We start from the raw sequence: 26,431 nt of genomic DNA on the forward strand, positions 1-26,431 counted from the left end.
GCGATTAAGGGGCCTCTCTCGTAACAAAGGCAGAATGCACCCTTGGGTCTATTAAGGACGCGCCTTAATTATTCGACCTCGGCAATTTGGTGAATTTCAAAAGAGTTACCACAGCCGCAGCTGCTAGAGGCATTGGGGTTATCAAAGACAAACTTGCTCTCCATCATGGTCTCTTTAAAATCAATGGTCATGCCTTTGATGTAGGGAATAGAGACCGGATCGGTATAAATTTTTACGCCGTCAATGGTGATCAGTTCATCCCCGTCCACTAAGGCTTTGCACAGCTCAACCTCGTAGCGAAACCCCGAACATCCACCACTGTTAATGCCCACCCGCAGACCCAACACCGGCTCTTCAGAATAACGAATAAAACGTTTGGCAGCTTTGACAGCCCCAGGTGTCAACTGAAACATGCTTCTCTCCTTGTGGGGATCGCCCACCGATGGAAATCAGGTTAACCAACACCCTCACATGGCACAACAAACGCAACGGGCATACCAAAGATATAATGATATATTTCAAATATATATAGATTATATTATTGTTTTGTTTCAGACGATTTGTCGGTTTTGCAAGGTTTACGACACAACAAACCCCAGGCAACCCCAGCGGGCAGAGGCCCCTTGTGGCAGGCAAAACCGGGCCACCACCGCAAGCGTAGGCTGAGCGTAGCAGTGGCCCACCTTAACCAAAGGGATCGTCTGGATCGAAACTTTGTAAACTCAAGCTCAGCATATTGGTTTGGTTGCGTGATTCTGCCTCAGCCTGTTGAGAAAAGAGTGTTGTGACGGCATAACCATCCTCTTCTACCGCATGAAAGGCGAACCAATCCCCCAGCACGGCGAGAATGCTCTCCACCGTCTCTTTTTCCTGTTCCAACTGAAAAATATAGTGATTTAGTGCACCGAGCAGCTCTCCATGGCGCTTTTGATGGTGCGTCAGCTGGTGGTCAGACAAACCATGCTCGCGATAAAGATTCTCTTCCGAGTGAAAGTGAAAAGCGGCAAACAGTTGGATCTCTTGCAGTAAGCGTACTTGTCGGGGCAAGCTTTTGCTGTTGCGCAGGGCGGGCGTCAAACGCGCCAGTAGATCCACAAAAAAGGCGTGTTGCAGATCAATTTCATCCAACCCGGTAACAAACGCAGGATTGATGGAGAGGGTTTTCATGATTGTGCGCTCCTTGCACCGCTTTGACGGACCGTTTCTTCAGCATCTTCACGCTAGCCGCACTTCTCATTTTACCCTATTTAGGGGGTTACGTAACACCGTTTGGAAATTTTTACACACATCTTAATCCATCTCTGTAACCCATCCAAACAACCGGCCTCCCTCTATGGTTATACGCCGTTTTTTGCTGGCCAACGTTTTGTGCTTCCGCCTCGCCTTATCCCTGACGTACTTGTTTACCTTAAAGCCGGGCAAAGCCGTCTAACTGGGGGTAAGATTTCATTTTCTTACCCGTATCAACCCGCTATAGTGGGTCAACCCTGCCTCCCCACCCATGGCGTTTGGGGATCGAATCGGTATAAAGGGACGGGCAAACCGCACTCAGCCACCGCGCCGAGAGCAATGCATCGCTCACGCATATGGTTAAACAGCATGGCGTGCCATGGCATGCTTTATCCCAAACCCGACACCCTGCAACCCAACGGCTGCTCCGGTGTGGAAAAGCGTACAGCTTATGTTACAACCACCGCTCCCTCCCGGCTTTAAGCTGACCCGCTACACCCTTGATAAGGTGATGGCAACAGGCACCTATGCCATTGCCTATCTGGCCCAGCGTACAAGCCACGCGGTGGTGATTAAAGAGTTTTTTCCCAAGGCGCAAATCTACCGTGATGAGGCGGGCAACGTAACCCCTAATCGTGGGGATGTGGGGTATTTTAAGCATAACCGCAGCCGCTTTCGTCATGAAGCTGAACTGCTCGCTCGGTTACACCACCCTGGTATTATCCCTCTGGAGGAGAGCTTTGATGCCCTCGGCACCAGCTATCTGGTCATGCCCTATGTTGCGGGCGAAAATCTGCACCAACGCATCCGCCGTCGCCCGCTGCATGAAGGCGAGCTCCACGCCCTGCTGGTCGCCCTTGCCCAAGGGTTGATCGCTGTTCATGAGGCTGGCTATTGCCATCTGGATATCAAGCCAAATAATGTTTTATTGCAGCAGGATGGGTCTCCGGTACTCATTGATTTTGGAGCAGCTTGGCACCAAAAAGAGCTGGAACGGGGACGCGCCGACCCCCTTTTTACCCGCGACTATAGCCCCTATGAACTGTTTACCAAACAGCATGTGGGCTGCCACAGCGACCTTTATAGTCTTGGTGCCCTTGCCTACCGGCTGCTCACTGGCCATGCACCGGTTTGCAGTCAGATCCGGCACTATCACTTACACAAGCTGGGCAGCGACCCCCAGCGCCCTTTGCACAAAGATTTTGCCCACCGCTACAGCCGCGCTCTCTTGGATGCCATTGATACAGCCCTAATCTTAGAGAGCACCCAACGCCCCGGCGATCTACATCACTGGCTTACACACCACCTACAGCCCCGCTATCGTGGCAGCGACCACCCCCACCCCATGCTGCTAGAGGGTGATCGACAGCTTTACGCCGAGCGGCCAGATGAAGCGCTACAAGCCTATCAAAGTGCCGCTCAGGCGGGGGATTATGCGGCCCATCGTGCCATCGCCAACCTGCTCAAGGCGGATAAAGCGCACCCATCTACCATTCATGCAGCGTTGCTGGCGGGTAGTATGGCAGGGGATGCTGGCTGCGCGGTGCTGTTGGGTGCGCTGCTGCGGGATCATCCCAAGCTGGCCCAGCCACCCGAGCACACCCCTATAGCCTTTTACCAACAGGCGGCCAAATTGGGCAATCGCAAGGGCATGTATCGTTATGCCCATCTGTTGCTCAAACAGGCCCGCGCCAAGGCGGGACAGCCACAGGCATTGATTAAGGGCATTCATTGGCTACGCCGGGCCGCCCAAATGGGCTACGCCGAAGCACAGTGGCGGCTGTTTCAGGAGTTACAGGATAAACAGCTACCCTCGCTTCCCCCCGAGCACCCTTTTGATTGGCTCCAGATGGTTGCCTTTCAAGAGTGGCCTAAAGCAGCTCTGCGACTGGCTGGCTGGTACGAAGCAGGCGATGCCCCCCTGCCTGAGGTTGATCTAAGCCAGGCCTACTATTGGTACCGTCAGGCTGCTTTGCATGGAGCCTTGCAAGGCCAGTTAATGCTGGCACAAGGCTTTTTACAGGGCCGTGGGGTGGCACGGGACCCCAAACAAGCCTTTTACTGGTTTGAGGTGGCGGCTCAACAGCAGAGCGAGCAGGCCTATTACCATATGGCGTTACAGTTGCACAAAGGGCATGGGGTGATCCGTGATCGCAACCGGGCCCGCACGCTCTTTCAACAAGCTGCCCAAGGGGGTTACGGCCCGGCGCAAAAGCGGTTGGGGGATATGCTGGCACGGGGTGAAGGCGGGCCACGTCAGGTGGGTGAGGCCATTAAGTGGTATATGCAAGCAGCCGCTCAACAGGTGGAGGGTGCCCAACAAGCCCTACAGCGGCTGTTGATTCTGCGCCTTCCCCAACCGCCCGCAGGTTAAGGATAGGACAGATCGCGCCGCGGCGCCTTGTCAAAAAGGGAGGAAAACCAAAAAAAACAGTGCCCAATAGGCGCATCTCTGCCGATACGCAGAGTGCGTTCATTTTTTTTCCTATTGCAGGATTGCTGCATGCATAACCGCGCTCTACCCGAAGGCTATACCCTAGGCAATTACCAGATCCATGCGGAGCTGGCGCGCAGCAGCTTTGCCATCGTCTATCTGGCCTTTCATGCCAGTGGTCCGGTGGTGGTTAAAGAGTTCATGCCCCAGCTGCCGGTGCATCGGGATAGCCTAGGGGGGATTTCAGTCCGTGCCGACAATCAAGCCGCCTATGCGGCTCAACGTCAGCGTTTTCGCTATGAAACACAGCTGTTAGCCCACCTTAAACACCCCTCTATTCCCCCCTTGTTGGACCATTTTGATGCCCTTGGCAGCAGTTATATGGTGTTGCGTTATGTCCAAGGGGAGGATTTAGAATCCCTCGCAAAACGCCGCTTTTTAAACGAGTGGGAAATCCTCCAACTGCTCAGCCCCATTTGCCAAGCCCTTAGCCAGTTGCATGAGTTGGGACAGAGCCATCTTAATCTACGCCCCAGCACCCTGTTAATCCAACCCGATGGCCAGCCCATGCTTACCAATTTTGGCTCAGCCTGGTCCATGGGCAGTCTGCAACGGGGCGAAGCCAATTTTCATTTTGACCGGGGTTACAGCGCATTAGAAATGCACACCGGAGAGGGCGTCGGCCCAGCCAGCGACCTCTACACCCTAGGCGCTACCCTGCATCGTCTGCTGGTGGGCGAACCCCCGATCAACAGTGTGGTGCGCCACCTTTACCGTAATGATTATGGTGAAGATCCCTACCGCGCTTTGCGCCGTCGCTATCTGGATCTCTTTAGCCCCGCCCTACTCGAAGCGGTGGATTGTGCTTTAACCCTAGATGTGGCCCAGCGTCCCGCAGATATTCAACAATGGCTGGAACGTTTTGATCTTCACCAGCCCGCCCCTGAGTTACCACGCCCCCACCCTCAACTCTTGGCGGGGGATCACTACTACCGCATGAAACATCGGGACGAAGCGCAACTGGCCTATATGGAAGCGGCCCAGGACGGGGCTCATGCCGCCCATCGGGCGACGGCCCAACTGCGTTTACGAAGCAGCACCCAAGAGGCCCTGCAAGCGGCCCGTGATCACCTGTTTGCGGGCTCAGCGGCGGGGGATCTGGAGGCCACGGTGCAGCTGGCTAAACTGCTCAAGGAGCACCCTCAATTGGGCAGCCGTGGCATGACCGCCGCGACCTTTTACAAACAGGCTGCCCAGCAGGGGCACAGCAAAGCCATGTACCGCTATGCCATGGAAAAGTTTACCCAGGCCCTTAGCGATCAGATCGGCAGCCCGGCCTTGGATCAGGCCATCAACTGGCTGTGGCATGCGGCCCTGGCGGGTTTTGATGAAGCCCAATGGGCGTTGGCTCAGGATCTGGATGCCGGACTTATCCCCTGTAACGAGAATGAAGCACACCACTGGCTCACCTATGCCGCCCATCAAGGTTGGATTGACGCCCAACTGCGGTTGGCGAAAAAGGCCTTACAGGGTACGCCACCCCACATTCCACCCGATCCAAAAGGGGCCTGTTACTGGTACCAAGCCGCCGCAGAGAGCGGAGAGGTTGAGGCACAATTGGCCCTGGCCGAGCTGCTCATGCGGGGGCGCGGCACCCCCCGTAACACCGCAGAGGCCCTCTACTGGCGACAGCAGGCCGCTCTGCAAGGCAGTCGACAGGCCCACTTTTTACTGGCCATGCAGTACTACAGTGGCAACGGCGTGCCAAAAAATCTTGCGACGGCCCGGCGTGGTTTTGAATCCTTGGCCCTGGGGGGGCATGGCCCCGCGCAAAAGATGCTGGCACAAATGCTCATGCGGGGGGAAGGGGTGATGCGCAATCGACTACAGGCCCGCCATTGGTATCGTGAAGCGGCCAAAGCGGGGGTGCATGGCGCGCAAGAGGCGCTTCAGCGCATGCAGCGCCCAACGGCACCACCGGGTCCCAAACAGAGCAAACCCCGTGGTCAACGGGTCGCCCCCACCCCCAAGACCGAGTAGTAGCATTGCATCCCCCGTTTGCCATGGCATAATGGTACCCTCTACTCAAGCTCGACACGACCGGAATGACCATGCCCCAGCACGATCCCCTCGGCACAGCCCTAAGCCAAGCGATGCAACAGGGCCGTTTTGCCCAAGCCCTCCAGCAGGCCAACCGACAGCTCAAAAAGCCGGGGCCACACCCTTATGCCCTCTGGCAACTTGCCGCCCAAGCAGCGGAAAAGCTGCATGACATACCCCAAGCAGAGCGTTTATGGCGCATGGCCATCACCGCCCCCGATCAGCAGGGGCAAGCGCTGGTGGGATTGGGCGAACTGCTGGAAGAGGCCCAACGCCTGCCAGAGGCGCACACGGCCTTTCGCACCGCCCTCGGGTTTAATCCGCACCTGGGCAGCGCCCACCACGGACTTGGCCGCTTATTGGAGGGCGCCGGGGAGCTCCAAGCTGCCCTCCAATGTTACCAGCAAGCTGTCACCTTGGAGGGGGGGCTCAATAGCGCCCGCTTTCGCTTGGGCCGTCTGTGGCAACGTCTGGGCGAACCGCAACAGGCCAAGCAAGCCTTTGCCGAGATCCTTAGCCAACACCCCCATTTTTATCTGGCCCGTTTGCATCTGGCCGAGTGTCAGCAACGCTTGGGGGAAGCCCAACAGGCCGAGCAGAACTATCTGCTGGTCATCCAGCAGCAAGCCAGCCTGCCCGAGGCCCACAACCAACTGGCCAATCTCTATACCGATCAACGACACTTTGCCCAGGCCATTCACCACTATCAGGCCGCCATTGAGCTACGTCCCAGCGTGGCGATGTTTCACTATAATTTGGGTTACGTCTATCTGCTGCAAAATGACCATGCCACGGCAGCCCAGCACTATAGCAACGCCTACCGGTTGGATCCCCAGTTAGGCGGCGCACTGGGCAGCATGATCTTGTGTGATATGATGCTCTGCCGTTGGGACCGCCTAGAGGCGCACATTGCCGGGGTTAAGGCACTGCTTGGGGGGGAGCGTGCCCAACACGCGCCCCCACTGGTCCCCTTTATTACCACTTATCTACCCCAAATCGGTGCCGCTCTACAGCGTCAAGCGGGGGCACAGTTTACCCAGCTCTCCTTTGGCGCTATTATGGCGCAGCCCCCCTTGGCTGCGGCCCATCGCCCCCGCGCCACGGGTAGCCCCCTGCGCATTGGTTACCTCTCTGCGGATTTTCGCAACCATGCCATTTCGCGCTTAGCCATCGGCGTGTTGGAAGGGCATGATCGCCGCCAATTTACCCTTACCGCATTTGCCATTGGCCCCGACACCGACGATGCCATGCGCCAGAGGGTCAAACAGGCAGTACACCACTTTCATCTCATCGGTCATTTAGATGACGCTGCCGCAGCCCGCTTCATTGCCGCCCAAGAGATCGATATTTTGGTGGATATGATGGGCTACACCACCCATGCCCGACCCGGAATTTTGGCCCACCGACCGGCCCCGGTGCAGGTTAGCTGGTTGGGTTATCCCGGTGGCATGGGGGATCGACGGCTGGCCGATTATCTGGTGGGGGATCCCATCAACACCCCCGCCCATGAGGCGCACTTGCACGCCGAGTGGTTGGCGATTATGCCCCATTGCTACCAGCCCAACCCGCGCACGCTGGCCTGCGATCCAACCCCCAGCCGTCAAGAGGCCGGTCTGCCCCCCCAAGGGGTGGTATTTGGCAGCTTTAACCAGAGCTACAAAATCACCCCCCAGATTGTGGCGCTGTGGAGTCGGCTGCTGCATGCCGTTGAACATGGTGTTTTGTGGCTGTTGGATCCCGATCTGCCGGCGGCGGTGGAACATTTACAGGCCCATTTTGCAGCCCATGGCATTGCCAAACAGCGGGTGATTTTTGCGCCGCGTCTCTCCATGGCAGCACACATGGGCCGCTTGCCCTTGGTGGATGTGGCCTTGGATACCTTTCCCTACACCTCCCACACCACCGCCAGTGATGCCCTCTGGAGCGGGGTACCGCTGGTGGCTTGGCGGGGAGAAACCTTTGCCTCTCGCGTTTCGACCTGCCTTGCCATTAACATGGGCATGCAAGAGCTGGTGGTGGAGGATGGCGAACACTACTTGGCGCTGGCTCAAGCATTGGCCCACGACCCTCAGCGCCGCGCCGCGCTGCGTGACCGTTTACGACAAACCAGAGAACATGCCCCTCTCTACGATGCCCCCCTCTTTACCACCCATTTAGAGCATCTCTACCAGCAGATGTGGCGTAACCATAGCCATGGCCAACATCGCCTCATTGACGGCTCGGGAGCAACCCTTGATCAACCCATCGCGCGCCCATAATGCCCCCCTTTCCATAACGTTGAGGAACCCCCTCCATGTCCATCACCACGCAGCCCCCTCATGCCCTGCCCCTGCGGGAGTTTGTGCCCTTGTTGGCGCTCTTGATCGCCCTAGTCGCACTCTCTATCGACGCCATGATGCCTGCCTTAGATCAAATTGGCACCGCCTTACAGAGCAGCGGACCTAAAGAAAATCAGCTTATTATCTCCGTCATGTTTGCCGGTTTTACCTGTGGTCAGGTGATCTTTAGCCCCATCTCCGACACAACAGGTCGCAAACCTATGATTATTTTAGGCTTGGCTATCTTCATGCTCGGTACGCTGATCTGTATTTTTGCCGAAACCAGCACCACCCTGCTGCTAGGGCGTTTTTTGGAAGGTTTGGGGATCTCCAGCCCACGCACGGTCTCCATGGCCCTGGTGCGGGATCTCTATGCAGGACGCCACATGGCCCGTATTATGTCCATGGTCATGGCCCTGTTTATCTTGGTACCGGTTATCGCACCGACGCTGGGACAACTCATTTTAAATCTTAGCCATTGGCGCATGATCTTCATACTGCTGTTACTCACCGCTGTGTTGGTCATGGTCTGGTTTGGCCTGCGTCAGCCAGAAACCCTATCGCCCAACCATCGCCACCCGTTCTCGCTATCACGCTTAAAAAGCCTTTTTACAGAGGCCCTAAGCCACCCCATTACACGAACCTATACCGTCGCTAATGGCCTTATTTTTGGTGCTTTTTTGGGCTATTTGGTCTCTGCTCAAACCATTTTTCAGCATCTTTATCACTTGGGCAGCGCGTTCCCTTTTTATTTTGGTCTTATGGCGCTTTCGGTGGGGTTTGCCAGCATCAGTAATGCCAAATTGGTCATGCGCTTTGGTATGCGTCTGCTTACCATAGTCGCCCTCATTGGCACTGTTGTGACCGCTACGGTCTGTTTACTGGTGATCTCTTGGAGCGCCAACCCACTCTCCTTGACGGGCTTTATTCTCTGGGGTTTTCTCTCATTCTTCTGTATCGGCATTCTCATGGGTAATGTGACAGCGCTGGCGTTGGAACCGATGGGTCATCTGGCGGGCGTGGCCTCTAGCGTGGTGGGGGGGCTCTCATCCCTCATGGCGGTCTCTTTGGGCACGGCCATTGGTCAGGCTTTTAATGGGAGCGTCGTTCCACTCATCAGCAGTTTTGCGGTGCTTAATTCGGTGGCCTTGATAACCGTTCTATGGTGTCAGGCACGCACCGCTGAATCCTGATAAACATGAACCATGCAACGCCATCCGAACCCCCTGCCCACCCCAGATGATCCCCTGCTCAATCAGAGCAACAGATCCCCGATTTTTAGCCCTAACCCCTGCCCGTGGCTTCGCAACCAGTGGCGGTGCTCCCCATAGAGAGGGTCCATCTCGGCCACCAGTTGCCAAAAGCGTGGCCCGTGATTACGGTGACGCAAATGGGCTAATTCATGCACGAGCACATACTCTGCCACCGCAGGTGGCGCATGGACCAAATGGCGATTAAAATTTAAGGTGCCCCGCACCCCGCAACTCCCCCAACGACTACGCATGAGTCGTACACGCATGCCAGTGGGGTGCAAAGCATAAGGTTGGCTATAGCGTGGCAACCACCCGTGCAAGGCATCCAACAAGGTCTGGGACAAATAACGCTTTAGCGCGGTTTGTAGCGCCTGCTGCGCCACCGCGTCGCTCCATGCGGCGGGGACCCACGCGTGTAACTGCTGTTGGTGCCGCGCTAAGATCACCCGCGCCTCGGTAGCCGGCTGCCAGACCAACGAAACCGGCTCGGCCCACAGCATCACCGTCATACCATCGGTTAACCCGGACAACCGAGGCGGTGCTTGGTGTTGGTTACGGCTCCAGTGTTGGCCGATCCACGCCTCTTTGCGTTGAACAAAGGCCTGGGCCTCTTGCAAGCTTACACCGGGGGGCATGCTCACCCGCACCGCCTGCTGCCCAATGGTAATGCGCAGATGCCGAGCCCGCGATGAGCGGCGATAGTGAACGGGCACCTGCCACTGCTGCCATACCAACTGCTGCTGATGCTCCATCCCTGTTTCCCTCACCTCTTCCCCGCTCGCTGTACGATTTACCGACCTTACCATAGTAGAGTGGTTAACAAACAACCCTCACCACACAAAAAAAAATGGCCGGATGTGCGCACATCCGGCCATGAACAAGATATGTCCGCATTGCAACGGACCACGCGCCTGTGGAAGGGAGTACACCACACACCACGTGTAAGACGCATCCAGCGTCAGGGAGGCATTCCCCCCACAGCCACACCCAAATCTAGGTGCGGCTTCCATTGCGGTGGCAGCCGCAATGGTTGCAGAGGGTTAACCCCCGGCCTAGCGTCATCAGTAGATATCCCGTTGCAACTCTTGTAGGGCATCACCGATAACACGATCAAAAAAATCCATTAAGTCCGAAAGATCTCGTGCAGAGACATCCGCCAAATCGCTATGGGGAGAGATTAAGGCACCCACCACCCGATAGCAGCGAGAGGCCCAGTTCAGCCGATCCAGGGCGGCCCCTTCAATATGCTTACGGGCCAACGACTCTAGGTCAGCCACGCCAACGCTGGCTCCGCTGAACACCACGCCTTCGGTCTCCGCGCTTGTCCTATAATCCGACGGGTCACAATCATTGGCCACCGCCCCCCGCTGAGTCGACGCTGGCAGGGCCGCGCTGGGGGGGTCTGGCCACCTTTGCTTGCCCCCCGGCACGGCCACATGAGGCTCTACACCGCAAAAATCACTCATGATGGCCGCCCCCAGGCGTGCTGCATGCCCCGGGTTGGGGCGGCGTACCATGGCTGACCATCGACACTGCGGATCAGCGCGGGGTCGTAGGGACGCGGGGTCGGTTCTTCACCCTCCAACATCACCAGCACAAAATCACCCCATAGGGCCACCGCTTGGCCTTGTCGCTGCTGGTTTCCTTTGAGACACACCATAACCGTCTCCAGCTGTTTTTGAGTTTGCATGATCTATCCTCTCAAATCAAGCAGCAATCTGCGTTGTGTTAGTTTTTCCTGCGTTGATGTCTACAGTAATAGCTGTTTTCTGCTATGTTGACAAGCATTTTTTCACCGTTTATCGGGCTCAATTTTTGTCATACAACGCGGTTTTTGCTTGACTAAGATTTGATATAATGGCAGTTATTAGCGATATAGCAGCTTACTGCTATGTTGTACCGCGATCTTAAAAGGAGCGTCCTTATGCATGCCGCATTATCCCAACGCATTCGGCAGTGTGCCCAAAAGGTTGGCAGTGGCGATACGCTGGCCCGCCTGAGTGGTATTCCCCGGCGCACCATCGAAACCTATTTGACCGGCCAGTCTGAACCAAAAGCATCCCGCTTGGTGGCGATTGCACAAGCGGCTGATGTGGATGTTGGTTGGCTGGCTTGCGGGCAAGCCAGCCAGATGGAATCAAGCCTGCCTGACGATGAATATACGCTGGTGCCCCGTTATGCGGTGGAGGCCAGCGCAGGGCATGGTGGCGCCATTGATGAAGAGCCCATTGTGGAAAAATTGGCCTTCAAATCCGACTGGATCATTGGTGAAATGGGGCTCGATAGTGAGCGTTTAGCGCTGATAAACGTCCATGGCGATAGCATGGAACCCACCTTGCGCGGTGGTGACATGCTGCTGTTGGATCTGCGCCGGGTGGAGGTGCGCGATGATGCCATTTATGTCTTGCGGTTGGAAAATCATCTTATTGTCAAACGCGCCCAACGTATGCTGGACGGCACCATTTTAATTCGCAGTGACAATCCAATTTATAAAGAGCAGAGCGCCTCGCCCGAGCAAGCCCGTCAACTGTGCGTTATAGGACGAGTGGTGTGGGTAGGGCGTCGCATCTAATCCCATCCGACGCATAAGCTAACACGCCCCGGTGTCATGCTAGCGGCCTAAAGAGGCCCTCCAGCTCGGCAGCCGTCCCGCTGCCTGCCCCCACCAACAACGACTTACTCTATTGATTATTATAGGATTTTCCAATCTAACACCCAACCATACTAAAAATCTCTTTATATAACTCACACGCTAAACCTCAATTCCCACCAAATACACCAGCTATAAATTGACAATTCAGCCATGCCTGGGGTATCCATAATAATAGCGGTAAAGGTCGATCTTGTTGTCTGGGTCCGTTAAATCCTCTCTATCAGCAGGGTTTGGCGGCAACGTTGCTGTCCCAAATACGAGCTCTGTCCCTCGCTGGGGGAGGTGCTCCCCACTTCGTAGCCAACGCCTTGGGCTATCCAGTCTGGGAAAAATCGGGGAGAGCCATGCCCTTTAGCGTGGCAGTGCATTTATCATGGCCAAGCGGCCCCGTTAGATGAGGCTTTAGGTCGGGTGTTTTGCATGAGCATGCGGAGGGTGTCGCTGTTTTGACAGAGGATCTACCTTCGTTCTTTATGAAGCCTTAGAGAGGTAAATCATGGCACCTCATCCCCAGCGGAAACGGCTTTGCAATCCTCTCTTCAGAGCCGTACTGGGCATGGTTTTGCTGCTCGGTTTTGCCCGCTCAAGCTGGGCCAACACAGAATTCCCCCCTCGCTACCAAGTCATTCTTATGCCCACCTTGGCAGCGCCTACCATTGATTCGCAGACAAGCGCTTTTATTCAGCAACTGCATCACCTAGGGTTTCAGAGTGGGGTCAACCTCGATCTACATATTTTGCGACCCAATGGTGACCGCCAACAGGCACGGGCGCTTTTAACCGAGGCTTTGGCCCAGCGGCGTCCAGATCTGGTGGTCACCAGCGCCACCATCGCCAGCCAAGAGGCTCTGGCACTGCTTAAAGGACAAAACATCCCCCTGCTGTTTATGACCGTTGCCGACCCAGTGGAGGCCGGGCTGGTTGCCTCTTTGGATAAACCCAACACCACCCCAGTGACCGGCTTCTCTAATAGTGCCGACCGGGCGGTGCTCCTTAGCATCATCAAGCAATTGCTCAATTGGCCCGCCATGCAGCGGCCCATCCGCATTGGTCTCATCCATAGCGACTATCCCGCAGCCATGGGAGACGCCAAACAGTTAGAACAGTTGATGCACACCCAGCCCCTCATCACCCTGGTGCAACGGGTTATCCCCTACCAAGAGGAGCAAGAACAGCTGCCCAACATGTTGAGCGCACTACAGCAAGCCATTGTAGCCCTTGAAAGTGAAGTGGATTATTGGTGGTCTCCACACGATCCTATCGCCGATGGTGCTGACTACATGACGCTATTTAATAACCACTCCAAGCACCCCGTGCTGTTTGGTTTAACCCTGCGTAGTGTGCAACAGGGCGCCCTGCTCCACCTCTCCCCAGATAGCGTGGCTACAGGGAAAGAGGCGGCCCAGCGGGCTGTGGCTATTTTGCTGGGCACCCCTGCGGAAAAACTACCCATTACTTCCCCAAAAATGATGGCGTTCGGCCTTAATTTGGCGACCGCCATCAAAATGGATCTGGTGGTCCCCTCGCAAATTATGGAGTTGGCTAAAGGCAACCTCTACCAAACGGTGTCGCCATGAAGCTGAGCCATAAGTTTATTTTGACGCTGTTGCCGCCTATTTTGCTCGCGCTCTTTGGTTTGGGTTGGTGGCACCATCACACCACCATGGCTGAAGTAACCAAGGCCAACGAACGCTATCTGCAAACGCTGCTGGATGGCTTTATGGAAAACGCTCTACAGCGGCGCTTTGTCATTTTGCAAGAAAATAATCTCAATGATATCGCCTCCTTTGTGCAAACATACCGCCGGGAGATCTATGCCGACGCGGAACGCATTGCCCAAAAGCACGAAGTCCAGCTGATCATCTACGATACCCGTGGCAATGTTCAATACGCCACCAGCAAGCCCATCACCAAACAACCCCCTATTGAGCTCAAGCAGCTTCTGCTTCCCGACAGCACGGGCCGCTTGACCGCGCTGCCGCCCTCTGGGGATGAAGCCACGGGGGCCCTCTATCTGCAACAGGGGTTTTCCCCTTGGCGTTGGCAGATTTTGCTGCTTGCCAGCGATGCCCAACTTACCGCAGCGGTACGCAACATACGCCACACCACCCTGTTGGTGGCAGCACTGCTCACAGCGGCCTTTATCTTGCTGGTCTATGGTTTGCTGCGGCACTTGGTGCTGCAACCGGTTGCCCTGTTGCGACAAGCTTCTAAGTGCATTGCCCACCACGAACCACTGCCTAAGTTACCCTTGACCGAAGGGGATGAGATCAGCCATTTGGCCATTGCCATTGCGGCTATGTCTCGCTCCATTGGCGAATATCATCGCCATCTACAGACCCAGCGGAACCGGTTTGAAACGTTACTGGCTGCCAACCCCGATTTGATTAGCCTGAAAAACCGGGTCGGTATCTATCAAGTGGTCAACCCTGCCTTTTGCCATTTTTTGGGGCTTCCTAAAGAGGCGATCCTCGGCCAAGATGATGCCCGCCTGTTTACCCCCCACCAAGCCGCACGCATACGGCAAGCCGACCAATGGGTCTTATCCAGTGGCGCACCCTCGGCACAGGAAGAGGAGGCCGTAGGCCCTGACAACCTCCCGCTTTGGCTGCACGTTATCCGCACCCCAATCACCCAGGCTACGGGGGAGGTTTCGGGCATTTTAACCACGGTGCGCAACATCTCGGCGCGACGCATGGCCGAGGAGGCCCTGCGCACCGCCCATGAGGGGTTGGAGCAAGAGGTTGCCCAGCGTACCCAGGCACTCCGTGAGAGTGAAACCCGCCTGCGTATTGTGACCGAAAACCTGCCTGCTGTGGTGTGGATGAGTGATCCCTTACTGACCAGCATGCACTTTGTTAGCCCGGCCTATGAACAGATCTGGGGGAAATCACGGGAGAGCCTGTTGCAAGATCCACAATCCCTATGGACCAGCATCCACCCGAGTGACCGCAGTTTTGTACTCAAGCGCATTCTAAACAGCAACGGTCAACCGTGGGAGGCGGAGTATCGTATTCTGCATCCCGATGGCACCACCCGTTGGATTCGTGAACAGGGTGCCGCCTTTCGCGATACCCATAAGCAGATCCTGTTTTTAATTGGCTGCGCTTTTGATGTGACCCCGCTAAAAGAGACCGAACGGGCGCTCTCCACCGCGAAACAGGAGGCGGAATCAGCCAACCATGCTAAGAGTGCCTTTTTAGCCACCATGAGCCATGAGATACGCACCCCGTTAAATGGCATAACCGGCATGATAGAGCTTTTACAACGGAGCGCTCTTAGCGTGGAACAACGTCAACAGGTGGAGACTATCTCCAAATGTAGCGTGGTTTTGATGGATATTTTAAACGATATCTTGGATCTTTCCAAAATTGAGGCTGGCCAGTTGGTATTGGAGCGCGCACCTTTCAGCCCAACCCAACTACTGCTTAATTTGTTGGAAGTGATGCAACCACAGGCCCGCAATAAGGAGTTGGATCTACAGCTTAATATGGATGAAAAACTCCCCAGTACCATGCTGGGGGATGCCACCCGTCTACGCCAAGTGGCGCTCAACTTAATTGGCAATGCCATTAAGTTCACCCCACGGGGATGGGTTAAAATAAGCTTGCTGGTGCATGAACGGATCGACGATATTGTTTGGGTTGAGTTAGCGGTACAAGATCAAGGTATCGGAATTGCTGATGAAAAACTTGTCCATCTGTTTAATCCTTTTACCCAAGCCGATAGCAGCATCACCCGCAACTATGGGGGTACTGGGCTAGGACTGGCCATCAGCAAACGCTTGGTCGAGGCGATGGCCGGTGCCATTAGTGTCACCAGCATCGAGGGCAAAGGCACCCATTTTCGCGTGACCTTACCCATGCAGGTTGCGCATACCCCTCTACCTGCCGATGCGTTCGCCCCGCAAGAGACGCTTGCTCTACGACCACTACAGATGTTGTTGGTGGAAGATGAGACGGTTAATCAACAGGTTGTCTGTGCCTTATTAGAGGATGAAGGACATCACGTTGATGTGGCCAACCATGGGGAAGAGGCCGTGCTTATGTGCCAGCAGCGTGCCTATCAGGTAATTTTGATGGATCTACGCATGCCTAAGATGGATGGGTTAAGCGCCACGGAGCAGATTCGCCAACAAGGCATGAACCAACAGACCCCCATTATCGCTTTAACAGCGGATGTATTAAAAAGCACTCTGGATCGCTGCCTAGAGGTCGGCATGCAGCAGGTTTTGACGAAACCCATACGGCTGGTGCAACTTAACCATGCCTTGGCGCACATTGGTCTACCCATGGCTCCGCCGCGCCCCCCTGCCCAGGCGTTATCGGAACCAGCGCCAGAAGCGACCGAGAGCGCTCTCCCCACAGAGTCTGAGGAAGATACCTGTCTTAATCTGACCAGGTTACGTTATCTGGTCTCAAACATGGATCAAGACCATTTACTAAACATTATACAAGCTTTTAAAACCACTTCTGAAAATTGTCTAAGCGGCATGCAGCAAGCGCTGGAGAATGGGGATGAAGGGGCCCTGCGCCACACCGCCCATAAATTGGCGGGCAGTGCCGCCACCTTGGGACTACAGCGGGTGATGGAGATGGCCAAGATCATGGAAGAACATAGCAGCCAACCTTCGGTACAACACAACCAGCTTAGCCTCTTACGCTATCAGGTGGAGTTGGGTTTTAGCGCCATCGCCAAGGAGACAGGTCTGTCGTTACAGATGCAGGAAACCGAACACGTTGCATCGCTCTAAGCGACCATTCCATGGCCCCCTTTGTCATCCCCATGGGGGGTCCGCCGGTCCCTGCACCCGGCATGCCCCACCCTGCGTCTTCACAGGCTACTTGCTGGCACCCAGTGACGTGCAAGAAAAGTCGCCCCTTTTTAACGCAGCGGCAGAAAAGGTGTCATAGCTCCATTGTATTCTTCTAACTCTTGCACTTTTTTAGTAGAGTAAGAGGGGTGCCATTTTGACAGGCACGTGAAGGTCGCATGGCGTGTCGTCAATACACCAAACTGAACGTTGCTCATGCGCGCTGAGCCCCGCAATACCCCCTACTCAACATGGGAATGGTGAGAATGAACACTGAGAACCCAGATTATGTCATTGTGGACGGCAAAAAAGTGGCGGTAGAAGAGCTGCTGCGGGACAACCGGCGTCTTAGTGATGAGAACAGCCGCTTGCGTCAGAGCTTTAGTGACTATAAGCGCAAAGCGGATAAAGCGATGCTGCGTCACAAACAGGAGCGCAGCTTAAAGCCTTATCAGGCAGAGCTTATCAAGCTGCAAAACTATTTAGAGCACGAACAGCTCAAGATGGTTGTGCTATTTGAGGGGCGCGACGCAGCCGGAAAGGGTGGCACCATTCGCCGTGTAACCCGTTATATGAACGAAAAGCACTATCGTGTGGTTGCCCTGGGCAAACCCACGGAGGAGCAGAAAACCCAGTGGTATTTTCAGCGTTATGTCACCCAGCTACCCACAGGGGGCGAGTTGGTGCTGTTTGACCGTAGCTGGTATAATCGCGCGGTGGTAGAGCCCATTTTTGGATTTTGTACGGAAGAGCAGTACCACCATTTTATGGATGGTGTAACCTCGTTTGAGAAAGATCTGGTGAATGGTAACACCATTTTGGTCAAACTCTACTTCTCTGTGACCAAAGATGAGCAGGCCAACCGTTTTGAGCGGCGTCAAACCGACCATCTGCGTCAGTGGAAGCTTTCTGAAATTGACATGCAGGCCCAAGAGCGCTGGTACGATTTTACTTTGATGAAATATCGCATGCTCAAGGGCACCCACACACCCTGGGCGCCTTGGACGATTATCCGTTCCAACGATAAATATTTGGCCCGTTTAAACGCCATGCTGGCCATTCTTAACTCCGTTCCCTACGAGGGGCGAAATCCTGAACTGGACTATGTTCCCCATCCTGAGGTGGTGGTTTCTGGAGCGCGTGAGATTGAGTTGATGGAGCGTGAGCTTATTCGCGCGGGTATGTTTACCCACTGAATATAGGCAGCAAGGCCAACTTACTTTAGCGTAGGCATAGGTAGGTACTTGGTGTGGTAGATTGGTTTAACATGGGATGGGCATTGCGCCATCCCATGTTTGTCTAAGGGTCTGACGATGCAACCGCTTAACCCGCGCCATTCGCTGCATATCCTACTGGTGGAGGATGACCCCATCAACAGCCGGGTAGTCACCGCGCTGTTGCAGACACTGGGGCATCGGGTCACGGTAGAGAAGGATGGTATTGGTGCCCTGACCCAATTTTATCGGGCCAGTTGGGATTTGCTGCTCTTAGACATTGGTCTCCCCGACATCGACGGGTATCGCATTAGTCGCCGCATTCGGCAGAATGTAGATAGCAAGCGTGCTGGCCTACCGATTGTTGCCATAACCGCCAGCCAAGATGCCGCCATTGTGCCCCAAGTTTTGGCGGCAGGCATGAATGGTTTACTACGAAAACCCATATTGGAAGAGGATTTTTGCCATGTTTTGCAAAATCTTCAACCCACCTTCCTCGCCCCACCACCAGCCGCCGCTGAGATACCTACAGCACCGAGTACCCACAGCACTGAGGCCATTTTGGACGAGCAACATTGGCAACGCATGGCGCCACTTATGGAACGCGCGGCGCTGTTGGAAACCGTAGTTATGTTTCAACAGAGCGGGCCAGATTATCTGCAACAGGCCATACAGGGGGTTGCCGATGGTCGTGCCCATGAGGCGGCCCAGGCCCTGCATAAATTGGCTGGAGCGGCCTCTAATATGGCGCTGGGGCGTTTGGGTGATGAAGCCAGACGGTTGGAAAAGCTCTGTTATGGCGCTCCACCACCGCCCATCGCAAAGCAGTTGCTTGCCCTACAGCAGCTTATGCAGCGCTCCTTGCGGGCTTTGGAGCGTATGGCCAATATGGTTTAATGCTTGGTAAATTTTTGGGAACAGGCTAACCTTTGGTCAGCGGCTTGGGCATCTGACCAAACAAGGATGCGGGCCCCTTGGTTAGGTTAAATTTTATTTACACAGCGCCAGAATGGGAGCTGCACTAGCATCATGAGAGCCCTAATCGCCGTGTCATTTGCTGCCCTGCTGCTGGTTAGCCTTCCTGCGCAAGCCGAGCCGGAGCAGGCCCCTGCACAAGCCGAGCCGGAGCAGGCCCCTGCACAAGCCGAGCCTGAGCCGCCTGTTTTTTGTGTCCAGAATGCCCTAGCTGCACGCATCCATGTGCAAGCTTTAGACAGCAGCCCTTTTGAGGGGGATATTGCGGCGGGGGCGCATCTTTGTTGCAGCAAGGTTCAGTGTAGCAAGACGATCACCCCATTGATCGTGATGTCTGGCTACATCCCCCTCTCCAACAGTGCGCAGGCAGGCTGGAAATCGGACTGTCGGGTCAAGGCCCATGCGGGCCGCACAATCCGCATAACCGGCATTTTGGAGAAAATTCTGTGCGCACCTTAACCCCTACCTTTGTTACAGGTGAGGGGGGCCGTTTATGATATTACCCCCTCCCTTTGAATTTATGCCGAATGATCCAGATGCGGCGCATCTTAAACAGGCCCTAAACGGCCATCCCGAGGCTTATGCCTTGGTGGTGCGACGGCTACAGGTGCGGGTATACCATTTTGTGTTGCGTCACATCCATTCACCGGAAGACGCCGAAGATTTAACGCAGGAAACTTTTTTAGAGGCGTATAGAAATCTTTCACGTTTTCAAGGTAATTCGCTTTTTTCAACATGGTTATTGGGCATTGCCCACAATATGGCGCGCAACTTTAGGGGCCGTGCGCCCCACTACAGATATGACATAACCGATGATTCGGTTTTGGAATACACTTCGGATGATCGGCCCACGCCCCATGATTATGCGGACGAGGCCGACCGTATGAAATTACTCAAACGGGCTATGGAGCAGCTACCGGAAGAGCAGCGCGAAGCCCTGACGTTGATTTCATTGGAAGAGTTGAGTTATGAAGAGGCCGCTGTGGTGGCGGATATCTCTTTATCGGCGTTAAAAACACGGGTATTTCGTGCGCGCAAACATTTGCGAGAACTTCTGCACAAGGGTGGCGTGTTGGATCAGTTTGAGCCACAAGAGCGCGGCGAGCGCACCGGGGGGCGGTTGTAATATCACGCTACACGCACCTGGGGCGATATCTATACTAGACACTCCAGCTGCATTGGGAGATACAGCGGGTTGTGAAATCATAAAACGCCGAAAGGCGTAGGGGTGGGTCGTGATGCCGGAAACCAATAATCAAGAACGCCATGCTGAGTTAGAGGTTGAAGAGCTTCTTAGTCGAGGTCTGGATGCCGATCTGGATCGCCGTGAGATGCGTAAGCTCTACCAACTTGTGGCTGAGCGAGTTGACTTACCGGCGCGCATGGGCGCGATGGTAGAGACCGAGCTGGCGCTCAACCGTTTGGGGCAGCAACTTAGCCAGCCATTACCTAAAGTAGATCTCGCAGCCGCCATTGTTGCCACCCTTGAGCGTGAACGTGGAGAGAGTGGTGCATCGGACCATGCGCCCCATCCTGTGGTTCAGCTCTGACAGTGGGTTCACCGTGCCCACCATCTACATTTTCAGCCGCTGTCGTTTGCTTCGGGTTTGGTTGCGGCGGGGGTTGCTTTGATCGTGTTGCAATCGCCGCCGATGGTGGAGCGTATTTTACCTGGGGTGCATACACCACGGTTAGAGGTGAGTGACATTGCCTATAAACAGGTTGAGGCGCAAGTTGAGTGGACCAACCGTTTTATTTTAATGCCGGGTCATACCACGCGCATGGCCTTGCGGGAGCGGGCCAACCGTTCGGTGATGTTGCAGTTGGAATCTATGGAGCCTGCCCCGATTAATTTAACCCACAACGCGCCGGGCTTGGGTGTGGATGTCAGCCGGGAGTTGGTGGTGGATGGCATTCGCATGGTGACGCTGCGTAATCCCCGTGCGGGGGATGAGGTTAGAATCGAGAATACGGGTCGGGTGCCGGTTGTGGTTTTGACCCGCAGTAACGGTACCAACGCTGCGGTTATGGAGACCACTACCAGACAAAGCGGCTCCACCGCACGCATGTAGTTTGCTGTATCCTTAACACCATAAAAAAACCAGACTGGACACACAAAAGGGAGCTAACGCTCCCTTTTGTGTGTCCAGTACCTGTCTACGCCCCCCACGACACCCAAGCTCAAGGCTGTAAACTTTAGCATGCGGCTAACCCGGATATTTCATGAATCCAAGACGCGCTCGCTTGAACTTTGAATTTTAGAGAACTTTTAATGCTTGAAAGTATCTCGTGCGCGCTAAAAAATCCTTTAAAAGCCAAATCTCTACGCGATCTTCGAAGGGATTCATAAAATATCCGGTCTAAACTGGGGCTCTGTCAAAAACCCTTGCGAACACCGTTGCCTAAGCGAACGCCTGCATATGGGGGTTAACCAGCAAGGTCCTTGATCCCCCCTGCCCATTGGGGTTGGGATATGGCATCATGGTGGGGTATTGGATTGACCTTTACCACCGTTGGGAGCCCATGCAAACACCAGTTACCACCGATACCATGGCCTGTCCATGGTGTGACACCTTGCATAAAGTACCCACCCCTTTACCGGAGGGGCAGTTTCACTGTGTGCGCTGTCACAGTACCCTATTTCATTATAAACAGGGGGGTGCGCGGCGGGCTTTGGCGTGGGCGCTGAGTGGCTTAATTTTGTTGATTCCTGCCATTACCCTACCTTTCATGGCGTTGGAGGCGGGTGGGCAATGGCAGGCAGGCTCTATTTTGGATGGGGTCATTGCACTTTGGGAGAGTGGCAGCCCGGTGGTGGGGGCTTTGGTATTATTGACGGGCATGCTGGCGCCTACGCTGCATATTGCCGGTTTGGCGTTTGTGGCGTGGTTGATGCGTCGTGACACACCACCGCCCCATTGGGCAGCCCCACTCTACCGGCAGGTGGGGGTGATCCGTCACTGGAGCATGCTTGAGGTTTATATGCTGGGCTTAATTGTGGCGGCCACCAAACTGGGGGATCTGGCCCATGTAAGCATGGAGCAGGGTTTATGGGCCTTTGTGGGTTTGGTGGTGGCCACCAGCCGGGCGGGTGCGGCGTTGGAGCCTGCACTGGCGTGGCGCCGCTGGCAGGTGCCCCGATGAGCAGCCGCTATGGTCAGCGCGCACCTCGTGCCATGGCACATCACCTACAGCGTTGCGAGGCGTGTGGTTTGGTGGTGGCGGTGGCCCATGTGGGACCATGCCCCCGTTGTTTGGGTAAGTTGCATGTGCGGCGTCCGCAGTCGATTACCCGCACATGGGCACTGCTGTTAACGGCGACATTACTCTATATTCCTTCTAACACCTTTCCCATCATGTCGGTTGTGAAGGCGGGGCAATATAGTTCAGACACCATTATAAGTGGCGTTATCTCACTTTATACGGCGGGCATGTGGCCGTTAGCCCTGATTGTGTTGGTTGCCAGTGTGTTCATACCCATGCTCAAGTTGGGGGCGCTGACCACGTTGTTGATATCGGTTCAGCGGGGCAGCCGGGTTGCGCCACGCACACGGCTGCGGCTTTACCGTTTGACGGCTTGGATTGGGCGTTGGTCGATGGTGGATATTTTTGTGATTACGATTTTGACGGCGTTGGTCGAGCTTGGGGCGGTTGCGACGATTACGCCAGCACCGGGTGCCTTTTATTTTGGTATGGTGGTTGTGTTTACGCTGTTTGCGGCGGAGTCGTTTGATCCTAGGTTGATTTGGGATGTTATGGAAGAGTCGCCGGAATCTTAGAGATGTATGCCCTTTTGTTTGGGATCATGGTGTTTGTTAAACGTGTATCTGTTGAGGAGCCCTGCTGGTGAATGGTGCGCTTGATGAACTGCCCAGCCCCCTTGCCCACCCTAAGAAGAGTGAACGGCATGGTGCGCGTTGGATTTGGTTAATTCCTATTTTGGCGACGGCATATGTGGTGTGGTTGGCGGTGGCGCATGTGCAGGCCATGGGGCCGGAGATTACCATTACCTTTGCCAACGCGGACGCCATTCAACCGGGCAAGACGCGGGTTAAGTATAAGTCGGTGGATGTGGGCATGGTGACGGGCATGCAGTTAAGTGATGATCTGACGCAGGTTGAGGTAAGGGTGCGTATGGATCGGCTGATGGCCAAACATCTTTCGGCCAGCACACGGTTTTGGGTGGTGCATCCTCGGTTATCCATGCGTGAGGTGAGTGGTTTAGAGACGATTGTTTCTGGGGTTTATATTGCCATGGACCCGGTTTCGACGGGGCAGCAATTTGATAGTTTTCAGGGTTTGGAGGCCCCGCCCTTTTTAAGGACGGACGAGAGTGGCAAGCGTTTTTTATTGAGTACGGCCAATTTGGGTTCCATGCGCAGTGGTACGCCGATTCTTTACCGTGGCATACAGGTTGGCAAGGTATTGGGGCATGATTTAGACAGCGCTAATAACCGGGTATTGCTGCATGTTTTTATTAAATCGCCCTATTTTGACAAAATACGCAGCAATACGCGCTTTTGGAACGCCAGCGGATTGGATCTCTCGGTTAATGCGGATGGATTTCAATTAAACACGGAATCGGTTGAGACCTTATTGACGGGGGGCATTGCGTTTGATACGCCGGATTCGTTGGATAGTAAGGGGGATTTGCAGCAGGGACATATTTTCCCTTTGTATCCCAGTCGGGAGGCGGTGGAGGAGCGCATTTATGAGCGGAAGGTGCGATTTGTACTCTTTTTTGAGGAGTCGGTCCGGGGTTTAAGGATTGGCGCACCGGTGGAGGTGAGGGGCATACGGGTTGGTCGGGTTTTGGATGTGCAGATGCGTTTTGATCCGCAGGTTGGTCGTTATCCCATTGTGGTCTTGGTCGAGGTTGAGCCGGAGCGGATTATAGGGGATGCGAATGCGCCTAGGGATGACAAGCAGTTATTGGCGGCGATGGTGGCGCAGGGTTTACGGGCGCGGTTAAAGACGGGCAGTTTGATCACGGGGCAGTTATTGGTGGATTTGGATTGGTATCCGGGTGAGGCGGTGCATTTGGCGGGTTTGGCGTCGGATTATGTGGAGTTACCGACTTTACCGACGGAGATTGCGGAGATGACCAATGCCATAAAGAATGTATTGGTTACGTTACAGAAGCTACCGTTGGAGTCTATTGGCAAGGAGTTGCAGGAGACATTGGCGGGGTTGAACAGGCAGGTTAACAGTCATGCGGTTGAGGATGCGATTGCGGCGGTATCGGCGACGATGGGTCATTTAAATGAGCTTTCGGCACAGGTTAGCCGGGAGGTGCCCATGGCGACGCAGGGGGTTAATCGTTCTTTAAAGGCGTTGGAGGCGATGCTGTTGCAGACCAAGCGGACGTTATCGGTGGTGGAGTCGGTGGTGGCACCGGATGCGCCGTTGCATGATCATGCGGTGGCGACGATGAAGAGTTTATCGGCGGCGGCGGAGTCGTTGAGCAGTTTGGCGACGGCGTTGGAGAAGGATCCACAATCCTTATTGTTTGGTAAGAACAAGTAGCGGGTGGGGTTTGGTTGAATGCGCATATTATTTGGCATGATCGTATTATTTGTTTTAAGTGGCTGCTCAACATTGGCGTCGAAGACGGATGTGGGGGGTAGCCATGGTGGGGAGGGTAAGTTGTTATTGACCTCGATGGTGGATGGGGGGGTTGTGCCAGCGTTGGATGGGGTGGTGGTATCTTTGAGGCCGGTTGAGATACCGGATTATGTGGATCGTAGTGAGTTGGTTAGGCGTGGGGGTCGTGGTGTTATTGTGACGGAGAGTCCGGTATGGGGGGAGTCGTTAAATCGGGGTATAAATCGGGTTACTGAGATTAATTTGGCGTATTTATTAGGCAGTGCTCGTGTGGTTGGGGATGATAGTTATCGGCAATTTCGGGGGGGTTTTATTTTAAAGACGCAGCTTTTTAGGTTGGATGCGGAGGGGGATTTTTTAGTTTTGGAGGGGCGCTGGCATATTTTGAGGGATCGCAACCAGCCGCCGGTGTTGAGTCGGTGGTATCGCCATAGGGAGTCATTGGAGGGGGATCGTTCGATGGGGGGTCAGGCGTTGGCGATGAGTCGGGCGCTGATGGCGATGAACCGGGAGCAGGTGCGGGACATAGAGGGTTTATTGAAGTAGGGCAAGGGGGGGAAGGCGTGGAGGGGGTATTTGAGGGATCTTGAATGCTTATATGCCCAGGGAGTCTCATTATTAAAAGGGATTGGGGGGTCTGGGGGGAAGCTCTGCTTGCCCACCCAGCGGGTGCAGGGCGGCGCCCTGCCGGGTCTGGGCGGAGCCCAGTGGGGTTCGGGGCGAAGCCCTGAGATCTTTTGACTTTTTTAATCTTTTGATCTTTTGTAAAGCCCCGTACCGATGGAGCAAGGGTGCAGGGATTTTTTTTAAGCGAGCACGGGTTTTGTAGGGGTGCGGTACGGGGCTTAGGGTAGCGATGTCACGCGCCAGCGTGGCGGGCGGTTGGGCACATGGTGGATGGGGGGGGAAGCTCTACATCCCCCAACCCACAACCCAACTCGAAACTGAATGCCTCTATGCCCAGGGAGTCTCATTATTAAAAGGGATTGGGGGGTCTGGGGGGAAGCTCTGCTTGCCCACCCAGCGGGTGCAGGGCGGCGCCCTGCCGGGTCTGGGCGGAGCCCAGTGGGGTTCGGGGCGAAGCCCTGAGATCTTTTGACTTTTAAATCTTTTGATCTTTTGTAAAGCCCCGTACCGATGGAGCAAGGGTGCAGGGATTTTTTTTAAGCGAGCACGGGTTTTGTAGGGGTGCGGTACGGGGCTTAGGGTAGCGATGTCACGCGCCAGCGTGGCGGGCGGTTGGGCACATGGTGGGTTGGGGGAACAACTTGTAGGCACAAAGGCGCTGGGGGATAAAGCTCTACATCCCCCAGCCACAGCCCAGACCTAACCCCCGCTGGGGCATTTGGCATTCCTTAATGGGGGAAAATTGAAAAAAAACTCAATTTTCCCCCATTAAGGAATTAAAAGGCTGGCTCGCTGGTCGCTAAGCGGCAAAAAAACGCCGCTTAGCTCCCCTAGCGAAGGGCGAGCCTAAAAGCAAAAAAGTCAAAAAATTAAAAGCAAAACCCTGGGGGAAGACAGAGAACTTCTCCCCCCAGACCCCCCTCTAACCTTTTTTTAATCATAAAAGCCATGCCGTTCGGTGCCAAACCTTGAGTACATGCAAAAAAGTCAAAAAATTAAAAGCAAAACCCTGGGGGAAGACAGAGAACTTCTCCCCCCAGACCCCCCTCTAACCTTTTTTTAATCATAAAAGCCATGCCGTTCAGTGCCAAACCTTGAATACATGCAAAAAAGTCAAAAAATTAAAAGCAAAACCCTGGGGGAAGACAGAGAACTTCTCCCCCCAGACCCCCCTCTAACCTTTTTTTAATCATAAAAGCCATGCCGTTCAG

At 54.8% G+C, this 26,431-nt stretch carries 22 protein-coding genes; 17 read left to right on the top strand and 5 right to left on the bottom strand.

The window, feature by feature from the left end; all coding sequences use genetic code 11:
- Positions 1 to 68 precede the first annotated feature (68 nt).
- On the bottom strand, positions 69 to 413 hold the full coding sequence (locus tag MMC1_RS17180; RefSeq protein ID WP_011714902.1) for a HesB/IscA family protein: 345 nt from the start codon (positions 411 to 413) through the stop codon (positions 69 to 71).
- A gap of 271 nt (positions 414 to 684) precedes the next feature.
- Positions 685 to 1,167 (bottom strand): bacteriohemerythrin, encoded by a 483-nt coding sequence (locus MMC1_RS17185; protein WP_011714903.1) that lies wholly within the window; start codon positions 1,165 to 1,167, stop codon positions 685 to 687.
- 514 nt (positions 1,168 to 1,681) lie between these two features.
- On the opposite strand from MMC1_RS17185, the gene MMC1_RS17190 reads away from it, so the two are divergent.
- From MMC1_RS17190 to MMC1_RS17205, 4 genes are all read left to right on the top strand, one after another.
- The gene (locus tag MMC1_RS17190; RefSeq protein ID WP_041641382.1) at positions 1,682 to 3,604 is read left to right on the top strand and encodes a serine/threonine-protein kinase; all 1,923 of its coding nucleotides are present in this window, start codon (positions 1,682 to 1,684) and stop codon (positions 3,602 to 3,604) included.
- Between the two features lie 129 nt (positions 3,605 to 3,733).
- Positions 3,734 to 5,704: a serine/threonine-protein kinase gene (locus MMC1_RS17195; RefSeq protein WP_011714905.1), complete on the top strand. Its 1,971-nt coding sequence runs from the start codon at positions 3,734 to 3,736 to the stop codon at positions 5,702 to 5,704.
- Positions 5,705 to 5,775: 71 nt separating this feature from the next.
- Positions 5,776 to 8,022 (top strand): O-linked N-acetylglucosamine transferase, SPINDLY family protein, encoded by a 2,247-nt coding sequence (locus tag MMC1_RS17200; protein ID WP_160162733.1) that lies wholly within the window; start codon positions 5,776 to 5,778, stop codon positions 8,020 to 8,022.
- Positions 8,023 to 8,057: 35 nt separating this feature from the next.
- A complete protein-coding gene (locus tag MMC1_RS17205; RefSeq protein WP_011714907.1) occupies positions 8,058 to 9,275 on the top strand; it encodes a multidrug effflux MFS transporter in 1,218 nt (405 codons plus the stop codon).
- A 62-nt stretch (positions 9,276 to 9,337) separates the two neighbouring features.
- Here the strand turns inward: MMC1_RS17205 and MMC1_RS20610 are convergent, their stop codons facing one another.
- From MMC1_RS20610 to MMC1_RS17220, 3 genes are all read right to left on the bottom strand, one after another.
- Positions 9,338 to 10,087, bottom strand: a complete 750-nt coding sequence (locus tag MMC1_RS20610; RefSeq protein WP_011714908.1) for a M48 family metallopeptidase — start codon at positions 10,085 to 10,087, stop codon at positions 9,338 to 9,340.
- Between the two features lie 309 nt (positions 10,088 to 10,396).
- Entirely contained in the window at positions 10,397 to 10,801 is a 405-nt protein-coding gene (locus MMC1_RS17215; RefSeq protein ID WP_011714909.1) for a hypothetical protein, read from the bottom strand.
- A complete protein-coding gene (locus MMC1_RS17220; protein WP_041641383.1) occupies positions 10,798 to 11,025 on the bottom strand; it encodes a hypothetical protein in 228 nt (75 codons plus the stop codon). Before MMC1_RS17220 ends, MMC1_RS17215 begins: the two co-directional genes overlap by 4 nt.
- A gap of 234 nt (positions 11,026 to 11,259) precedes the next feature.
- On the opposite strand from MMC1_RS17220, the gene MMC1_RS17225 reads away from it, so the two are divergent.
- From MMC1_RS17225 to MMC1_RS20620, 13 genes are all read left to right on the top strand, one after another.
- On the top strand, positions 11,260 to 11,907 hold the full coding sequence (locus MMC1_RS17225; protein ID WP_011714910.1) for an XRE family transcriptional regulator: 648 nt from the start codon (positions 11,260 to 11,262) through the stop codon (positions 11,905 to 11,907).
- Positions 11,908 to 12,484: 577 nt separating this feature from the next.
- Positions 12,485 to 13,564: an ABC transporter substrate-binding protein gene (locus MMC1_RS17230; RefSeq protein WP_011714911.1), complete on the top strand. Its 1,080-nt coding sequence runs from the start codon at positions 12,485 to 12,487 to the stop codon at positions 13,562 to 13,564.
- On the top strand, positions 13,561 to 16,740 hold the full coding sequence (locus MMC1_RS20615) for a hybrid sensor histidine kinase/response regulator (RefSeq protein ID WP_011714912.1): 3,180 nt from the start codon (positions 13,561 to 13,563) through the stop codon (positions 16,738 to 16,740). The genes MMC1_RS17230 and MMC1_RS20615 overlap by 4 nt, the downstream gene beginning before the upstream one ends.
- Before the next feature lie 326 nt (positions 16,741 to 17,066).
- Positions 17,067 to 17,996 (top strand): polyphosphate kinase 2, encoded by a 930-nt coding sequence (gene ppk2, locus MMC1_RS17240; RefSeq protein ID WP_011714913.1) that lies wholly within the window; start codon positions 17,067 to 17,069, stop codon positions 17,994 to 17,996.
- Between the two features lie 117 nt (positions 17,997 to 18,113).
- A complete protein-coding gene (locus MMC1_RS17245) occupies positions 18,114 to 18,911 on the top strand; it encodes an Hpt domain-containing response regulator (RefSeq protein ID WP_011714914.1) in 798 nt (265 codons plus the stop codon).
- A gap of 132 nt (positions 18,912 to 19,043) precedes the next feature.
- Positions 19,044 to 19,448, top strand: a complete 405-nt coding sequence (locus tag MMC1_RS17250) for a hypothetical protein (RefSeq protein WP_011714915.1) — start codon at positions 19,044 to 19,046, stop codon at positions 19,446 to 19,448.
- A gap of 34 nt (positions 19,449 to 19,482) precedes the next feature.
- Complete coding sequence (locus MMC1_RS17255) at positions 19,483 to 20,115, top strand: RNA polymerase sigma factor (RefSeq protein ID WP_011714916.1); 633 nt, start codon at positions 19,483 to 19,485, stop codon at positions 20,113 to 20,115.
- Between the two features lie 109 nt (positions 20,116 to 20,224).
- The gene (locus MMC1_RS17260; RefSeq protein WP_143711456.1) at positions 20,225 to 20,539 is read left to right on the top strand and encodes a hypothetical protein; all 315 of its coding nucleotides are present in this window, start codon (positions 20,225 to 20,227) and stop codon (positions 20,537 to 20,539) included.
- 84 nt (positions 20,540 to 20,623) lie between these two features.
- Positions 20,624 to 21,061 carry a hypothetical protein gene (locus tag MMC1_RS17265; RefSeq protein ID WP_011714918.1) on the top strand — a complete coding sequence of 146 codons (438 nt, stop codon included), beginning with the start codon at positions 20,624 to 20,626 and terminating at the stop codon, positions 21,059 to 21,061.
- A gap of 409 nt (positions 21,062 to 21,470) precedes the next feature.
- Entirely contained in the window at positions 21,471 to 22,133 is a 663-nt protein-coding gene (locus tag MMC1_RS17270; RefSeq protein ID WP_011714919.1) for a paraquat-inducible protein A, read from the top strand.
- A complete protein-coding gene (locus tag MMC1_RS17275; protein WP_011714920.1) occupies positions 22,130 to 22,768 on the top strand; it encodes a paraquat-inducible protein A in 639 nt (212 codons plus the stop codon). The genes MMC1_RS17270 and MMC1_RS17275 overlap by 4 nt, the downstream gene beginning before the upstream one ends.
- 67 nt (positions 22,769 to 22,835) lie before the next feature.
- Positions 22,836 to 24,515 carry a PqiB family protein gene (locus MMC1_RS17280; protein WP_011714921.1) on the top strand — a complete coding sequence of 560 codons (1,680 nt, stop codon included), beginning with the start codon at positions 22,836 to 22,838 and terminating at the stop codon, positions 24,513 to 24,515.
- Positions 24,516 to 24,533: 18 nt separating this feature from the next.
- Positions 24,534 to 25,139, top strand: coding sequence for a PqiC family protein (locus MMC1_RS20620; protein WP_011714922.1), 606 nt, complete (start codon positions 24,534 to 24,536; stop codon positions 25,137 to 25,139).
- The last annotated feature ends 1,292 nt before the right edge of the window (positions 25,140 to 26,431 follow it).

The sequence above is a fragment of the Magnetococcus marinus MC-1 genome (assembly GCF_000014865.1).
In the GTDB taxonomy this organism is placed as follows: domain Bacteria; phylum Pseudomonadota; class Magnetococcia; order Magnetococcales; family Magnetococcaceae; genus Magnetococcus; species Magnetococcus marinus.

Coding starts and splice junctions, on each gene's coding strand:
- MMC1_RS17255 (WP_011714916.1), top strand. CDS start 19,483: ATGATATTACCCCCTCCCTTTGAATTTATGCCGAATGATCCAGATGCG.
- MMC1_RS17230 (WP_011714911.1), top strand. CDS start 12,485: ATGGCACCTCATCCCCAGCGGAAACGGCTTTGCAATCCTCTCTTCAGA.
- MMC1_RS20615 (WP_011714912.1), top strand. CDS start 13,561: ATGAAGCTGAGCCATAAGTTTATTTTGACGCTGTTGCCGCCTATTTTG.
- MMC1_RS20620 (WP_011714922.1), top strand. CDS start 24,534: ATGCGCATATTATTTGGCATGATCGTATTATTTGTTTTAAGTGGCTGC.
- MMC1_RS20610 (WP_011714908.1), bottom strand. CDS start 10,087: ATGGAGCATCAGCAGCAGTTGGTATGGCAGCAGTGGCAGGTGCCCGTT.
- MMC1_RS17185 (WP_011714903.1), bottom strand. CDS start 1,167: ATGAAAACCCTCTCCATCAATCCTGCGTTTGTTACCGGGTTGGATGAA.
- MMC1_RS17250 (WP_011714915.1), top strand. CDS start 19,044: ATGAGAGCCCTAATCGCCGTGTCATTTGCTGCCCTGCTGCTGGTTAGC.
- MMC1_RS17180 (WP_011714902.1), bottom strand. CDS start 413: ATGTTTCAGTTGACACCTGGGGCTGTCAAAGCTGCCAAACGTTTTATT.
- MMC1_RS17245 (WP_011714914.1), top strand. CDS start 18,114: ATGCAACCGCTTAACCCGCGCCATTCGCTGCATATCCTACTGGTGGAG.
- ppk2 (WP_011714913.1), top strand. CDS start 17,067: ATGAACACTGAGAACCCAGATTATGTCATTGTGGACGGCAAAAAAGTG.
- MMC1_RS17270 (WP_011714919.1), top strand. CDS start 21,471: ATGGTGGGGTATTGGATTGACCTTTACCACCGTTGGGAGCCCATGCAA.
- MMC1_RS17215 (WP_011714909.1), bottom strand. CDS start 10,801: ATGAGTGATTTTTGCGGTGTAGAGCCTCATGTGGCCGTGCCGGGGGGC.
- MMC1_RS17195 (WP_011714905.1), top strand. CDS start 3,734: ATGCATAACCGCGCTCTACCCGAAGGCTATACCCTAGGCAATTACCAG.
- MMC1_RS17190 (WP_041641382.1), top strand. CDS start 1,682: ATGTTACAACCACCGCTCCCTCCCGGCTTTAAGCTGACCCGCTACACC.
- MMC1_RS17275 (WP_011714920.1), top strand. CDS start 22,130: ATGAGCAGCCGCTATGGTCAGCGCGCACCTCGTGCCATGGCACATCAC.
- MMC1_RS17200 (WP_160162733.1), top strand. CDS start 5,776: ATGCCCCAGCACGATCCCCTCGGCACAGCCCTAAGCCAAGCGATGCAA.
- MMC1_RS17225 (WP_011714910.1), top strand. CDS start 11,260: ATGCATGCCGCATTATCCCAACGCATTCGGCAGTGTGCCCAAAAGGTT.
- MMC1_RS17220 (WP_041641383.1), bottom strand. CDS start 11,025: ATGCAAACTCAAAAACAGCTGGAGACGGTTATGGTGTGTCTCAAAGGA.
- MMC1_RS17205 (WP_011714907.1), top strand. CDS start 8,058: ATGTCCATCACCACGCAGCCCCCTCATGCCCTGCCCCTGCGGGAGTTT.